The sequence below is a fragment of the Frankia sp. ACN1ag genome, assembly GCF_001414035.1.
Classification (GTDB): Bacteria; Actinomycetota; Actinomycetes; order Frankiales; family Frankiaceae; genus Frankia; species Frankia torreyi.
Window position 1 is genome coordinate 174,235 of sequence record NZ_LJPA01000003.1, and the last position, 14,182, is coordinate 188,416.

A 14,182-nucleotide genomic window follows, 5' to 3' on the forward strand; every position below is an offset into this window, starting at 1 on the left:
CGCTGGGATCCCGACAGGGTCGCGGCGGCCGTGGCCGCCTGCCCTGGGGTGACGCGGCTCGTCGCCGCCCCCACGCCCGCGGCCCTGAGCATTCCAGCGCGCCCCAGCGCGTCGCCCTGCGGTAATGCCGACCCGGCAGCCCGCACCGACGACGCCACGGCCGAAGTCACGCGGGTGGACGCGGCGCGGGACCGGTTCGGGGGGGCTGAGGTGGCGACGTACCTGCCGGGTCGCCGGGTCGCGGGGGTGCGGGTGCGGGCTGACCGGATCCTCGTGCAGGTCGACTGCCGCTACGGCGAGCCGCTGCCCGATCTCGCCGGCCGGATCCGGGCGGCGGTGCGCTGCGCCGCCCCCGACTGTCCCCGGGTGGACGTGGTCATCCGCGATCTCGACCCCGCGGACGGGCCGGCATCGGTCGACCCGCGAACGCCGATCGGCGGACGGAGCCCGACCGAGGGGTCCGCGCCCGGTGGGTGGCCACTCGGTCGGGGTGCGGGGGATCCGCGGCTGGCGCGATCGGGGGATGACGATCAGCCGTGGGTGTGGCCGCCGTGACCTCCCGACATGCGGGGGATGACGTCGCCCGTCCGCAGACCCGGCCGGACCCCGACGCGGCCCGGCGCCGGGCGGAGATCCGGGCGTTCGTTCGGACGCATCACCCGGACCGCGGCGGAGATCCGCACGCTTTCGCCGAGGGACTGCGGGCGCTGCGCGCCGCATCGACCCCTGGCTCGGCGACCCCTGGCTCGGCGACCGGTGCCGCCTCGCGGCCTACGGCCTACTACCGACGTACCGGAGCCGAGCAGCTGGCCGGCTGGATAGCGGAGCGCGGCCGGGACTGGGGCGGCACCGCGCGGCGCCGATGGCCGGGTCTCGGTGAACGGTGGGCCCATCGGCTCGGCGTCCGATGGGTACACCGAAAGGAGGGTTCGAGAGCACAGCGTGGCTCTCGGGTCCGCTGACGCGACACTCCCGCATGAAACGTAGCTGTCCCCTCGCCATATGTGACGATCGTGCCCATGGCTCCTGCCTGACCCGTCCGAGGGGCACGCCGGACGTACTACCCGACTGGACGGGTCGTGGACCGGAAGGGGCGTCACCATGCGAGCTGCAGCACTCGGTCTGATCACCGGCCTCATCGCCGGGCTCGCTCTCGCCTTCGGCGGGTTCAGCGAGTTCCTGATCGTCCTCGTCTTCGGGGCGGTCGGGCTGGTCGTCGGCAAGGTCGTCGACGGTGATCTCGACATCACCCGCTACGTGGGCGGGGACCGGCGCCGGAGCCGGCGGTGACGACGCCGTCTCGGCCCGATGCGTCCGCCGAGCCGGCCGGCACCCGGCGCGGAGGTGCGGCGGCAGGTTCGCTGCGTGTCGCCGACCGGGTCGTGGAGAAGATCGCCGCAGTGGCCGCCGCGGAGGTGCCCGGGGTGACCGGGCCGCCGCGACGGCTCTCGCGCCGGGGAGGTGCCCGCCGGGACGGGGCGCGATGGCGCCGCGGGGCCCGGTGGCGCGGGCATGCCCGCCGACCCCGGGTGGACGCCCGGCTCGAGGGCAGCACGGCGCGGCTGACCATGACGTTCTCGGTGCGGTACCCGAACCCCGTCGGCGAGACCGCCGAGCGGGTGCGGGGCGAGGTGCGGGAACGGCTCGCGGCGCTCGCCGGTGTGCGGGTCGCCCATCTCGACATCGAGGTGCCCTCCCTGAGCCCCGGCGGCGGCGAACCGGACGGCTGATCCCCGGGTGGCTGCCCGCGGTCACCCCGCCCCTGTCCTCCACCGGCTGCCGTTCCACGGGCTTCGGTGTCCGTTTTGCCGTCATGGGTTCGGTGCCCGTTTCATCCCCGGGGGAAAGGTGGGGAGGCGGATGGGTGGTGTCTGTTCGTGCTCGGCTGGGCACGAGTCGTGGAGTACGGGTGGACTCGGTGGGGGGTGGACATCGTGCGGATGGGACGTCGGATCGTCGCCGGGCTGCTGGCCGCGCTGATCGCGGCTGCCGGTGTCATCGCCGTCATCGAGATCATCGCTGCCGCCGCGGGCGGTGGTCATATCGTGATCGACTGGCAGAGCTGGGCGAACAGTCTCAGCGACACCGCCTGGTCGGAGGGGCCGGCGTTGCTGGCCGCCGGATTCGTCGCGCTGGTCGGGTTGCTGCTGATCGGGACCGCGCTTCGGCGCGGCACACCCGCCCGGCTGCGTATCCGCTGGGACAGCCCGCGGACCGGGGTGTTCGTGGACCGGCGCGGGCTGGCCCGGGACCTGCGGGCCACGGCACTCGCCGTCGACGGGGTGGAGCGGGCCCGGGTCCGGGTGGACCGGCGGGGCACGGATGCCCGGCTGCGCCTGCGTCCCCCCATCGCGGGCGGCGCCCCGCATCGGGTGGAGGTCGCGCAGCAGGTGGAGGCCGCGCTGCATGAGGAGCTCGACGCCTTCGCGTTGGCCGAGCCGTCCGTCCCCGTCGTCCGGGTAACCGCGCGGTCGACCGCTGCTCGGCACGAACTGGCCGGGGGGGATGGGCCGGCTAGGCATGACGGCCCGGCCGAGCGGGGCGGTCCGGGCGGGCATACCGGCCCCTCCGGGCGTGACGGCCGGGTCGGGTCAGAGGGTCCGGTCGGGTCAGAGGGTCCGGACGGGCCCGGCCGGCGGGTCGGGCCCGAACCGGACGGCGCCCGTGTGGGTGCCGCGACTCGGCAGGGAGGCGAGGCGCCGTGACCGGCCCCGGGCCGCACACGCCGTCGACCGACCGGCGCAACCAGGTCATCCTCGCCGTCCTGGGCGTGCTGCTCACCGCGGCCGGCGTGGTCGCGCTGCTCACCGGGGTCGGCGTCTTCGGGGACGGCCGGGCGGACCAGTCGGTACTCGATCCGGACGTCCGTGACTTCGCCGCGGACCACGGCTGGTTCTGGCTGGTCATCGGGGTCGGCAGTGGGCTGGTCGCCCTGCTGGCACTGGTCTGGCTGGCCCAGCAGATGCGCACCGACAGGTCCCCCGGGCTGGACGTGACCCACGATGCGCTGGGCNANGTGCACCTGCCGGCGGCCGCGCTGACCGACGCTGTCGCGGACGACGTGGCCGGGATCGCGGGCGTCGAGGGCGCGTGGGCCGAGCTGCGGGGCAGGCGCGAACCGTCGCTGGACATCGCGGTCCGAGTGACCCGCGGCACCGACGTGTCCGGCGTGGTCGGGGAGGTCTGCGGCCCGGTGCTGGGACGGGCCCGGCGGGCGCTCGGCCGCCCCGATCTGCCAGCTCAGGTGAACATCCGGCCCGTCGGTGCGGCCCGACGCCCATCCGGCGTCCGCTGATGCCGCCGGTCCGGCCGTGACCGGTGCCCCACGACGGCACGCATCCCCGCAGGGTCTTGACAGATCGGGGTGGCCGTCCACCACTCGCGAAGCGTCCGGTACTGTGAAGGACCGCGCCGCGGTGGTTCTCCCGCCCTCCGGCGATGGAATCCCCTGTTTTGGAAAGGATGAGCGCCGCCATGTCCGAGGTCCGCATCGCCGCGGAGCCGCGCACCGAGTTCGGTAAGGGCGGTGCTCGTCGCACCCGCCGCGCCGGCAAGGTACCCGCTGTTCTCTACGGTCACGGCAAGCCGCCGCGCCACATCGCCCTGCCCGCGCACGACCTGCTGCACGCCTTCAAGACCGACGCCGGCACGAACGTCCTGCTGACGCTCGAGCTTGCCGACGGCACCGAGCTCGCGCTCGCGAAGGACGTCCAGCGGCACCCGATCAAGGGCAGCTTCGAGCACATCGACCTGGTTCTCGTGAACCGGGGCGAGAAGGTCGTCGCAGACATCCCGGTGCAGGTCGTCGGCGAGCCCCACCCCGACACGCTGGTCGACCAGCAGGTCACTTCGATCGCGGTGAAGGCCGACGCCTCGCGTCTGCCGAACGCGATCGAAGTGGACATCACCGGCCTGGAGCCGGGCACCGCCGTGCTGGCCCGCCAGCTGCCGCTGCCTGACGGCGCCGAACTCGACGCCGATCCCGATCTGGCCGTCGTGCAGTGCCTGGCCAAGCGGACTGTCGCCCAGCAGGACGCCGAGCTCGGCGAGACCACCGAGGCGACCGAGGAGGCCGGCGTGGCGAGCGCGTCCGCCTAGGCGAACGGCTCTCCCCGTCGACCCCCTCGTCATCTCGTCACCTGCCGATGACCTGCGGATGAGCTGTCGATGACGAACGTGCCGACCGACGACGGGCCGTGGCTCGTCGTCGGACTGGGCAATCCGGGTCCGGGCTATGCCGGCAACCGCCACAACGCCGGTTTCATGGTCGTCGAGCTGCTCGCCGAGCGGGCCGGGTCGCGGCTGAAGTCGCACCGGTCCCGGGCGGATGTCGCCGAGGTTCGCCTCGCCGGCGCGCGGGCGGTCCTGGCCCGCCCGCTGTCCTTCATGAACCTCTCGGGTGGGCCCGTCTCGGCGGTGCGCACCTTCTACAAGATCGATCCGGCCCGGGTCATCGTCGTGCACGACGAGCTGGACATCCCGTTCGGGAGCGTCCGGCTCAAGCGCGGCGGCGGGGACAACGGCCACAACGGGCTGCGATCGATCTCCTCTGCCCTCGGCACCCGCGACTACCTGCGGGTCCGGGTCGGCATCGGTCGCCCGCCCGGCCGGATGGACCCGGCCGACTTCGTCCTGCGGGACTTCGGCGCGGCGGAGCGGCGCGAGCTGCCGCTGCTGCTGGAGCACGCCGCCGACTCGGTCGAAATGCTCATCACGGATGGCCTGGAGCCCACGCAGAACCGCTATCACGCCCTGCTCTGACCGGGGCCCCGCACTCTGTCCCGACCCCGCCCGGTTCCGACCCCGCCCGGCGTGGTCAGGACGGCGTCAGGTGCTCCTGGATGCGGCCGATCAGCGCCGCGTGGTCGAGCTCCCGGCGGACGAAGGCCCGGCCGGCGAGGCCGATCTCGGCCGCCCGCACCGGGTTGTCCAGCAGCTCGCACGCGGCAGCGGCGAAGGCGCCCGGCTCCTCGGCGACCAGCAGGTCGGTGCCGGGGGCCCAGTCCAACCCGCGGCTGCCGGTCGGGGTGCTCACCACCGGGGTGGCGGTCGCCATCGCCTCGATGGCCTTGATGTTCACGCCCGAGCCGGAGCGCATCGGGTTCACCGACAGCGTCGCCGCGGTGAGGTAGCCGGCGACGCTCGGTACGTCGGTGTGCAGCTCGACGCCCTCGAAACCGGCGAGCCACGCGGCCAGGCCGTCCTCCGGACGCCGCCCCACCACCTGGAAGGTGGCCTTCGGATGGCGGACCCGGATCATCGGCCAGCATCCCCCGAGGAACCAGCGCAGCGCCTCGATGTTCGTCGGGGTGTCCAGCGAACCGACGAAGATCAGCCGCTGGTCGCCGGCCACGGCCGCGGCGGCCGCCGCGGCCGGCTCGGTGGAGGCGGTCGCCCGCAGCGCCCCCACGGGCAGGAACGGTGGCAGGTGGAACGTGGGCACGCTTGCCCGGGTGCGCCGCCACTCGTGGTCTTCCAACGAGATGTCGGCGATGCAGGTGACCAGGGGGGAATGGTGCATCGCGAGTTCGGCCAGGCGTAGCTTGTGGTACTCCAGCTCGTAGGCCACGGCCCGGGGGCCGGAGCTGCTGCGGGCGAGCACCCGGAAGAACTCCGAGTCGACGTTGTGCGCGCGCACCAGGTGCGGCAGCTTCCAGATCCGGGCGATCTCCTCGCCGAGATGCGACGATCGGCAGCTGTAACTGATCACGGCGTCGGCGCGCGGGGGCGTGGACTCCAACGCGCGGCGCAGCGGCCCGACCGGTCGAGAGGCGTGCATGAACGGCTTCGGCGTCAGGTGGGCGCGCGGGCTGTCGTCCCGGGGCAGTCGGATGACCGCCGAACCGGGAACCGCCTCCTCGTAGGCGGCGATGTCCAGATCCTCCCGCGAGGGAACCAGGATCTGCATCCGAATACCGGCCGCGGAGGCCGCGGTGAGGAAGCTGAATGTCTCCACCCGGCCGCCGGCGTCCGCCGGGAGAAACGGTTCCTCGACAACGACGATCCAGCGCGTGGAGTCGCTCACCGGTCCCACTGTAACGACTCGGGTTCACCCGCATGGGGGAGGGTCCGCCCGGTCGCTCGGGCGAGGAATGCGACGCGTGGCCGGGTGGTCACGATGGTGTCGAGTAGCGGTGAATAAACCGGGCGGTTTCCTGTGGCCCTCATCGGCGGATCGCGGCCGCGCCGGACTGCCGCGCAGGTCGGGTCCGGGCATCACGGCCGCGCAGCGTCATGAGGTCAATCGCGTGATTCGACGGGCCAGGAGCCGTTCGCCGTGGCGTTCCGATGGAACGCTACGGTTACTGTCATGACAGGTGTCCGGACCATCGGTCGAGGAGCCGCCGTCGCGGCGCTCGGAGCCGCAACTGTTTACGGTCACGTTCTGTATCCGGTTTATATCGGACTGCGCAGCCGTGGCCTGGAACCGACGACACCGCCGGACCCTGAGATCTGGCCGGGCCTGAGTGTTGTCGTCTCCGCGTACCGGGAATCCGCGGTTATTGGCACGAAACTGGATGAGCTGGCCGGCGCGGACTATCCCGGGCCGATGGAGGTCATCGTCGTCGCGGACGATCCGGAGACGGCGGAGGCCTCGCGCCGGCCGGGTGTGCGAGTGCTGTCCTCGGGGGAGCGGCTGGGCAAGGCCCGCGCGGTCAACCGCGGCGTCGCCGCCGCCTCCCACGAGATCGTCGTGCTCACCGACGCGAACGCGGTGCTCGCCCCCGGCGCGCTGCGCGCTGCCGCCCGTCACTTCACCGACGAGACCGTCGGCGCGGTCGCGGGGGAGAAGCAGGTCGACGACCCCGACGGCGCCCAGGGCTTCTACTGGAAGTTCGAGTCGTGGCTGAAGCGCTGCGAGTCGGCGACCGGCGCGACGATCGGCGTCGTCGGCGAGATGCTGGCCTTCCGCCGACAGGCGTTCCGGCCGCTGCCCGCCGACACGGCGGTCGACGACGCCTGGCTGGCCCTCGACATCCTCGAGGGCGGGCTGCGGGTCGTCTACGAGCCCGAGGCGTACTCGATCGAGTCGGCGGCCCCGGACTACACCGGTGAGTGGGAGCGGCGGACCCGGATCGTCGCCGGCAACCTGGACATGCTCTGGCGCCGCCGGGCGGCGCTGGTGCCGGGCGCGTTGCCGGTCACCCCGCAACTGTGGGGGCATCGGCTGGTCCGCTCGTCGTTCGGGCCGATGGCCCACGTCGTCCTCGTCGTCATGGCCGTCCCGGCCGCCCGGCACAGCTGGGCCGCCCGGGTGTTCCTGGCCGGCAACGCCGCCGGCGCCGCGAGCGCCGCCGCCCTGATGACCGGGCGGACGCCGCCGGGGCCCAGCCGGCTGGTCGCGCAGGTGTTCTTCCTGCAGGCCGTCGCGCTCGGCGGAGTGCGCCGCTTCGCCGCCCGGGACCGCCCGGCCGTGTGGCCGAAGCCGGATCGCCAGCCGGTCGCCCCGCCGTCCGGTGCCGGTGCGCCGGCCGGAGCCGACCCGGCGAGCCCGTCCAGCCCGTCCAGCCCGTCCAGCGCGCTGACCTCGGCCGGCGGTTGAGTCGAGAATCGCAGCACCCTCGGCAGCCGGGCCGAACGGTGCATCGGAAGTTCGCGTGAACACACGCAGTGAGGAGCGTGCCGCCGTGTCGGTCGAGCAAGCCAAGCGGTCCACGTGGCAGTACGAGCTCGTGCTGGTCAGCTACCACAGCCGGGAGCAGCTCGAGGGGCTGTTCGCGACGCTGCCGCTGGACATGCCGGTGGTGGTCATCGACAACGCGAAGGGCGCCGACCGGGTCGACGAGCTGCTCGCGGACCGACCGAACAGCCGCTACCTCGACTCCGGTGGCGGCAAGGGCTTCGCGAAGGCCGCGAACATGGGCATCCGCTCGTCCAGGTACGACTACATCGTCCTCGGCAACCCGGACAGCCGGCCCACCGTCGACGTCATCGACGTGCTCGTCGACGACCTCATCGCCGATCCGGAGCTGGTCACCAGCGCGGCGACGATGAAGGGCCACGACGACAAGCCCGAGCTCGGCAACGGTGGGTGGGAGCCGACGCCCCGCCGGGTGCTGCTGCACGTCCTCGGCGCGCACAAGGTGGCCCCGACCTCGGCGCTGTTCGCGCGCCCGACCCCCGGTCGGCCGATGAACCCCGAGTGGCTGACCGGCGCCTGCATGGCCGTGCGCCGCGCCACGTTCCTCGACCTGGGCGGCTTCGACGAGACGTTCTACGTCTACAACGAGGACATGGCGCTCGGCCGGGCGATCCGCGAGGCCGGCCTGCGCCAGCAGCTGCACACCGATCTGCTGGTGCCGCACGGAGCCGGCGGCAGCGGCGCGGGCAAGACCTGGATGCTCCAGATGCGCGGCGCGTCCATGGTCCGCTACCTGCGCAAACACAACGCTCCGGCCCGGGTGAACGTGATGCGCTCGATGCTCGTGGCCGGGTACGCCGGGCGCACGGTGCTCTCCCGTGCCCGTGGCAAGAAGGCGGTGGCCGACGAGCACGCCGCCTACATCAAGGGGCTGCTCGTCGGTCCGCCCGCCCCCTGAGGCCCCGCCCGGCGTGGCTGGGGCCGGGCGAGGCGGGCGCTCAGGTGAAGCGGGCGACCCGCCACTCGCGGCGGCCGCGGCGGACGAGGATGACGGAACCGTGCAGCAGGTCCTTCTCGGTCACGGTCGCCTCGGCGTCGATCCGGTCGCCGTTGACGAGCACGGCACGGTTGCCGAGGTGCTCGCGGGCGTCGCGGCGGCTGCTGGCCAGGCCGGTGGCGAGCAGGAGGTCGACGACGGGCCAGCCGCCGTCGGCCGCGAGCCGGGCCAGCGGCTCGGTGACCGTGGGCACGTCGGCGAAGACGTCCGAGATCAGGTCCGCCCCGATCGCCTTCACGTCGCCGCTGAACAGCGCCGCGGACGCCGCCTCGGCGGCGTCGACGGCGGGCTGGCCGTGCATGAGCCCGGTCATCTCCCGGGCGAGATGGCGTTGCAGCGCGCGGCGGCCGGGCGCCTCGGCGTGCTCGGCGAACAGCCGCTCCAGCGGCTCGCGGTCGGTGAGCGAGAAGAACAGCGCGAACCGGCGTGCCTCGTCGTCGGACAGATTGATCAGGAACTGGTACAGCGTGTATGGCGAGGTGCGGTCGGCCGTCAGCCACACCGCGCCCTTCTCCGACTTGCCGAACTTCGTGCCGTCCGCGCGCAGCAGCAGCGGGCAGGTCAGCCCGTGCACCTGCGTGCGCAGCACCCGGCGCACGTAGTCGATCCCGGCGACGATGTTGCCCCACTGGTCCGACGCCCCCATCTGGAGCGTCACGCCATGGTCCTCGCACAGCCGGCGGAAGTCGTACGCCTGCAGCAGCGAGTAGCTGAACTCGGTGTAGGTCAGGCCGACATCGGGGTCGTCGAGGCGGCGGCGGACCGAGTCGCGCCTGATCATCTCGGTGACGGGGAAGTGCTTGCCGACGTCCCGCAGGAACTCGATCATGCCGAGCCCGCCCAGCCAGTCGCCGTTGTCGACGAAGGCCGGGATCTCCTCGGCGGCCAACGCCCGCCCGAAGATCGTCTCCATGATCTCGCGGTGGCGCGCCACGTTGGCCCGCACGTCCTCGACGGTGAGCAGGCTGCGCTCGACGGACTTGCCGGACGGATCGCCGATCAGGCCGGTGCCGCCCCCGAACAGGGTGACGGCGCCGAGCCCGGCCCGCGCCGCCCGGATCAGCAGCGTGATGGGCAGCAGGTTGCCGATGGTCAGCGACGGGGCGGTCGGGTCGAAACCGATGTAGCAACGCCGCCCGCCGCTGTCGAGGTGGTCCCGTAGTTCGGCGGGATCGGTGCTGTCGTGGATGAGTCCACGCCAGGACAGCTCGTCCAGGAGCGCGTGTGTCATATGGCCATGTTAGGAGTGGCCGCGCGGGCCCTCGTGCGTCGTGGTTCGCCGGGCGGACAGCAGGTGCGCGCCCACACCGAGCAGGCCGCCCAGCCAGACGGCGAGGGCCAGCCCGCCGACCCAGGCCAGCGCGGACAGGATGCCGGGATGTCCACCCGGGCCGCCGGCGCCGGCCGCCGCCACCGAGCCGCCGTCCCGGTCCTGCCCCTGCCCGCCACCCGAGGCCGCCCCGTGCCCGGGGCCGGGGCCGCCCGCGGGGCCGGTGGGGCCGGTGGGGCGGCCGGCGGTCAGGCCCGGCGGCGTGGCCGCGCCGTCCGCTGGTTCCGCCCGCGCACCGGCCGCCGTCGGCGGCACCACCGATGCGGCGGCCTGCGAGCCGAGGCCACCGTCGCCGTTCGGACCGGATCCGGCGGAGCCGTCCGCGCCGTCCGCGCCGCCGGAGAGGCCGGAGAGGCCGGAGCCCGACTCGGCGTCGGTGGGGTCCGCGCCGGCGGGTGCCTGGCCGGCCGTGCCCCAGCGAGTCGGGGTGGCCAGCAGGGGGTTGGCGGCGACGACCGGCACCGGTTTGGTCAGCGCCGCGGCGGGGTCGACGATGCCGAAACCGAACTCGACGTCGCGTCCCGGCGCCCCGGCGTCCCGCGCGGTGTAGATGAGCCGCTCGATGACGTTGGGCGCGTCCAGGTCGGGCCGGGCCGACCGGATGAGCGCGACCACGCCCGAGACGATCGCGGCCGAGTTCGAGGTGCCGGCGCCGGTGTCCAGGCCGTCCGGGGAGACCCTCGTCGGCACCGGCGCCCGGATGCCCGGGGCCGGGGCGGCGATGACGGCCCGCGTTCCGCGGGACGAGCCGCGCCAGAAGTCGCCCCGCGCGGTCGAGCCGGTCACGGCGACGACACCCGGGATGTTCGCCGGCGAGTTGATCTCACTGTCGCCGGTCTCCACGTTGCCGGCGGAGGCGACCACGACCACATCGTGGGCGAAGGCGTAGGCCACCGCCTCCCGCTCGTCGGGGGTCGCGGCGCCGGCCGAGCCGAGGGAGAGGTTGATGACGTCCGCGCCGAGGTCGACGGCTCGGTGGATGCCGCGGGCGACCTCCGTCGAGTCGGCCTCGGCGCCGGTCGAGATGGGCAGGATCCGGGCGGCCGGGGCGATGCCGCGTACCTCGGGCCGGCCGTTGTCGTTGCGCCCCGCGATCAGGCCCGCCATGGCCGTGCCGTGGCCGTCGGGATCGTCGTCGCGCCACCCGTCGGAAGCCGCCCCCGGCCCGACGCCGGCGCCGGGCAGGACCTGGCCCTGCAGCTTGGGGTGGCCGGCGTCGACCCCGCCGTCGATGACCGCGACCACCGTCCCGGCGCCCTCGCTGATCTGCTGCGCCTGGGCGAGTCCGAGCACCGCGTGGTACCACTGCGAGCCCTGCGCGGGGGCGACGGGGGCGGGAACGACGCCGGCGGGTGCGGCCACGGCGGGTGCGGCCACGGCGGGTGTGGCCACGGCGAGCAGCGGCCCATCGAGGACGGACACCACCAGCAGCGCCAGTACGGCCGGCACCGCCCGGAGGGCACGGCGCGGCACGACCGTCCTGGTGGGGCCGCGGGGCACCGTCCCACCGGGGCCGCGGGGCATAGCGCGGTGCTGCATGAGGGGGGTCCTGCCTCCCGGGACGTGCCACTGGGCGCGCTGAGGGGGATCACGGGTGGCCGGGTGGAAAGGCGCGGTCGGCGTCGCCGTGTGAGGCAGTTTTCCATATTGCCGGCCCTATGCGGGCCGTTGTCGAGAAGTAAACAGATACGCCCCTGTTGACCTGGTAGGGCGCAACCCTCGGCGCGTCTCGAGTCCGGGTCCGAGACGCGCCGAGGTGTCGGACACGGTGGGGTGGCGCCACTGCAGCGGAACGGATACTACAATGTGTAATGTGACAATTACAGTTGTGTGTTGACTGTGGCGGTCGGTCGTCGCGGCGGCTCGGCGCCGTTGCGTCCGCCTCGGTGGACCGCCCCGAGTCGCGAAGGATGCCGGATTTTGTGCGGAAAATCCGTGGTGTTCCTGTTGCCGCTGCGGCCGCGGCCGCCGTGGATATCCGGTCGATATCCCCGCCGCCCGTCCCCGCCGTTCCGTTCGAACCAACTCTCACGTGAGGGTAGAGTTTGGGCGGTCGGATGCGGTGGCCGTGACGGGCCGCCACGAGAGGGGCCACAGGGATGACCGAAAGTGGGGATACCGGCGTGGGGGTTGGGCCTGACCGGCCGGCGCCGCCGCGCGACGGACGCATCGCCGAGCTGACCGCGCTCGCCGCCGCGAGCGAGATCCCGACCGCCGCGCTGTGCCGCGACCTCGCCGTCGCCCACGAGCGCGCCGGAGACCCGGACGGGGCGGTGCGCTGGGCGCTGGCGCTCACCGACACCGACGGCGACCTCGGCGCCTGGTCGGCGGCGGCCGGCGTGCTGCGCCGCTGCCTGCCCGCCGTCGCGCCGCTGCCGCGCTCGGCCCGGGTCGCCGTCCTCGGCAGCTACACGACGTCCCAGTTCGCGGCGCTGCTGCCGCTCGCGGCCGCGCGGGCGGGCGTCGCCATCGAGACCTACGAGTGCGGCTACGGGCAGTACCGCCAGGAGATCCTCGATCCCGGCAGCGGGCTGTACCGCTTCGCGCCGGACGTGGTCGTGCTCGCCGTGCACGCCGGCGAGGCGGCCCTGCCGGCCGTCGGGGATGGGCCGGCCGTCGGGGATGGGCCGGCCGTCGGGGATGGGCCGGACGCCGCGGTCGCCGCCGAGGTGCGCCGCTGGACGGCGCTGTGGGAGACGATCCGCGCTCGCTGCGGCGCCCGGGTCGTCCAGCACACCTTCGCGGTGCCCGGCGAGGTCGCCCTCGGGCATCTGGCGCTGCGTACCGGGGGCGCCCGCCCGACCCTGCTCGCCCGGGTCAACGCCGAGCTCGGCCGCGCCGCCGGCGACGGGGTCGGCCTGGTCGACTGCGAGCGCCTCGCTGCCGACGTCGGCAAGCGGGCCTGGTTCGACGCGCGCTACTGGCATCGCTCCAAGCAGGCGGTGTCGCTCGCGCAGGTACCGCTGCTCGCCCGGCACACCGCGGCGGTGATCGGCGCGCAGCTCGGGGTCAGCCGCAAGTGCCTGGTCCTCGACCTCGACAACACCCTGTGGGGCGGCGTGCTGGGGGAGGAGGGGCTCGCCGGCATCGCGCTCGGCGACGGCGCCGTCGGCGAGGCCTTCGCCGCCTTCCAGGACTACGTCGTCGAGCTGAAGGACCGCGGCGTCGTGCTCGCCGTCTGCTCCAAGAACAACGACGCCGACGCGCGGGAGGCGTTCGAGCGCCACCCCGGCATGCGGCTGCGCCTCGACGACATCGCGATGTTCAGCGCCTGCTGGGACGACAAGCCGACCCAGGTGCGCCGGATCGCCGCCACCCTCGGCCTCGGCCTCGACGCCCTCGTCTTCGTCGACGACAATCCGGCCGAGCGCGAGGCGGTGCGCCAGCTCGTCGGCGAGGTCGACGTCCTCGCGCTGCCCGCCGACCCGCACGGCTACGTCCGGGCGCTGGCCGACTACCCGTTCTTCGAGACGGCGGCGCTCACCGCGGAGGACGCCGCGCGGACGGCGACCTACCGGGCCCGGGCCGAACTCGCCGCCGCCGAGGCCGCGGCCCCCTCGCTGGCGGAGTTCCACCGGGGGCTGGACATGACGGCCACCGTCGTTCCGCTCGACGAGCTGACCCTGCCCCGGGTCGCGCAGCTCGTCGGCAAGACCAACCAGTTCAACCTGACCGGGCGCCGCCGGAGCGCCGACGAGATCGCCCGGCTGGCCGCCGACCCCGGCACGGCCGTGCTCTGCGTCCGCCTCGCCGATCGGTTCGCCGACCACGGCCTCGTCGCCGTGGTCATCGCGGTCGAGGCGGGCGACGCCCTGGCCGTCGACACCTGGCTGATGAGCTGCCGGGTGATCGGCCGGACCCTGGAGGACGAGGTCGCCGGGCTGATCCTTGCCGAGGCGCGCCGGCGCGGGCTCGCCCGGGTCGTCGGCGAGTACCGCCCGTCACCGAAGAACGCCCTGGTCGCGGACCTCTACGAACGCCTCGGCTTCACCCGGATGGACGCGCCGGACGATCCGTCCGAGCCGGGCACGATCCACTGGTCCCGTGCCGCGGACGCGCCGTATGCGCCGCCCGCCCTGATGCGCGTCGTCGCGGCGGCGGCCGGCGTCGACCCGAACGGGGCCGACCGGCCGGGTGTGCCGCCCGCCGAGCTGTCCACCCACGTGTTCGCCCAGACGCGGCCGCAGGACCGCAGGATGGAAGAGGTGTAAAG

At 74.0% G+C, this 14,182-nt stretch carries 12 protein-coding genes and 1 pseudogene; 10 read left to right on the top strand and 3 right to left on the bottom strand.

Features of this window, described 5'->3' with window-relative positions:
• Positions 1-30: 30 nt before the first annotated feature.
• The 7 genes and pseudogenes from UK82_RS03420 (at position 31) to pth (ending at position 4,761) form a co-directional block, all read left to right on the top strand.
• Entirely contained in the window at positions 31-555 is a 525-nt protein-coding gene (locus UK82_RS03420; RefSeq protein WP_236705456.1) for a hypothetical protein, read from the top strand.
• Between the two features lie 546 nt (positions 556-1,101).
• Positions 1,102-1,290, top strand: a complete 189-nt coding sequence (locus UK82_RS03425) for a DUF2273 domain-containing protein (protein ID WP_044883372.1) — start codon at positions 1,102-1,104, stop codon at positions 1,288-1,290.
• Complete coding sequence (locus UK82_RS03430) at positions 1,287-1,730, top strand: Asp23/Gls24 family envelope stress response protein (protein ID WP_044883373.1); 444 nt, start codon at positions 1,287-1,289, stop codon at positions 1,728-1,730. The genes UK82_RS03425 and UK82_RS03430 overlap by 4 nt, the downstream gene beginning before the upstream one ends.
• A 210-nt stretch (positions 1,731-1,940) precedes the next feature.
• The gene (locus UK82_RS03435; RefSeq protein ID WP_055406349.1) at positions 1,941-2,705 is read left to right on the top strand and encodes a DUF6286 domain-containing protein; all 765 of its coding nucleotides are present in this window, start codon (positions 1,941-1,943) and stop codon (positions 2,703-2,705) included.
• Positions 2,702-3,013: pseudogene (locus UK82_RS35415) on the top strand (alkaline shock response membrane anchor protein AmaP); the annotation flags it as partial. The gene UK82_RS03435 and the pseudogene UK82_RS35415, both read left to right, overlap by 4 nt.
• 461 nt (positions 3,014-3,474) lie before the next feature.
• Complete coding sequence (locus tag UK82_RS03445; RefSeq protein WP_044883493.1) at positions 3,475-4,098, top strand: 50S ribosomal protein L25/general stress protein Ctc; 624 nt, start codon at positions 3,475-3,477, stop codon at positions 4,096-4,098.
• Between the two features lie 69 nt (positions 4,099-4,167).
• A complete protein-coding gene (gene pth / locus UK82_RS03450) occupies positions 4,168-4,761 on the top strand; it encodes an aminoacyl-tRNA hydrolase (RefSeq protein WP_044883375.1) in 594 nt (197 codons plus the stop codon).
• 55 nt (positions 4,762-4,816) lie between these two features.
• On the opposite strand, the gene UK82_RS03455 is transcribed toward pth, so the two are convergent.
• Positions 4,817-6,025: a glycosyltransferase gene (locus tag UK82_RS03455; protein ID WP_044883494.1), complete on the bottom strand. Its 1,209-nt coding sequence runs from the start codon at positions 6,023-6,025 to the stop codon at positions 4,817-4,819.
• Between the two features lie 285 nt (positions 6,026-6,310).
• Here UK82_RS03455 and UK82_RS03460 point away from each other — a divergent pair, with 285 nt between their 5' ends.
• Together UK82_RS03460 and UK82_RS03465 are read left to right on the top strand one after the other, a co-directional pair.
• Positions 6,311-7,543, top strand: coding sequence for a glycosyltransferase family 2 protein (locus UK82_RS03460; protein WP_044883376.1), 1,233 nt, complete (start codon positions 6,311-6,313; stop codon positions 7,541-7,543).
• 85 nt (positions 7,544-7,628) lie between these two features.
• The gene (locus UK82_RS03465) at positions 7,629-8,540 is read left to right on the top strand and encodes a glycosyltransferase (RefSeq protein ID WP_044883495.1); all 912 of its coding nucleotides are present in this window, start codon (positions 7,629-7,631) and stop codon (positions 8,538-8,540) included.
• 40 nt (positions 8,541-8,580) lie between these two features.
• On the opposite strand, the gene tyrS is transcribed toward UK82_RS03465, so the two are convergent.
• Positions 8,581-9,870 carry a tyrosine--tRNA ligase gene (gene tyrS / locus UK82_RS03470; protein ID WP_044883377.1) on the bottom strand — a complete coding sequence of 430 codons (1,290 nt, stop codon included), beginning with the start codon at positions 9,868-9,870 and terminating at the stop codon, positions 8,581-8,583.
• 9 nt (positions 9,871-9,879) lie between these two features.
• Positions 9,880-11,508 (bottom strand): S8 family serine peptidase, encoded by a 1,629-nt coding sequence (locus tag UK82_RS03475; RefSeq protein WP_236705457.1) that lies wholly within the window; start codon positions 11,506-11,508, stop codon positions 9,880-9,882.
• Between the two features lie 560 nt (positions 11,509-12,068).
• On the opposite strand from UK82_RS03475, the gene UK82_RS03480 reads away from it, so the two are divergent.
• A complete protein-coding gene (locus UK82_RS03480; protein WP_055406278.1) occupies positions 12,069-14,180 on the top strand; it encodes an HAD family hydrolase in 2,112 nt (703 codons plus the stop codon).
• Positions 14,181-14,182: the final 2 nt, after the last annotated feature.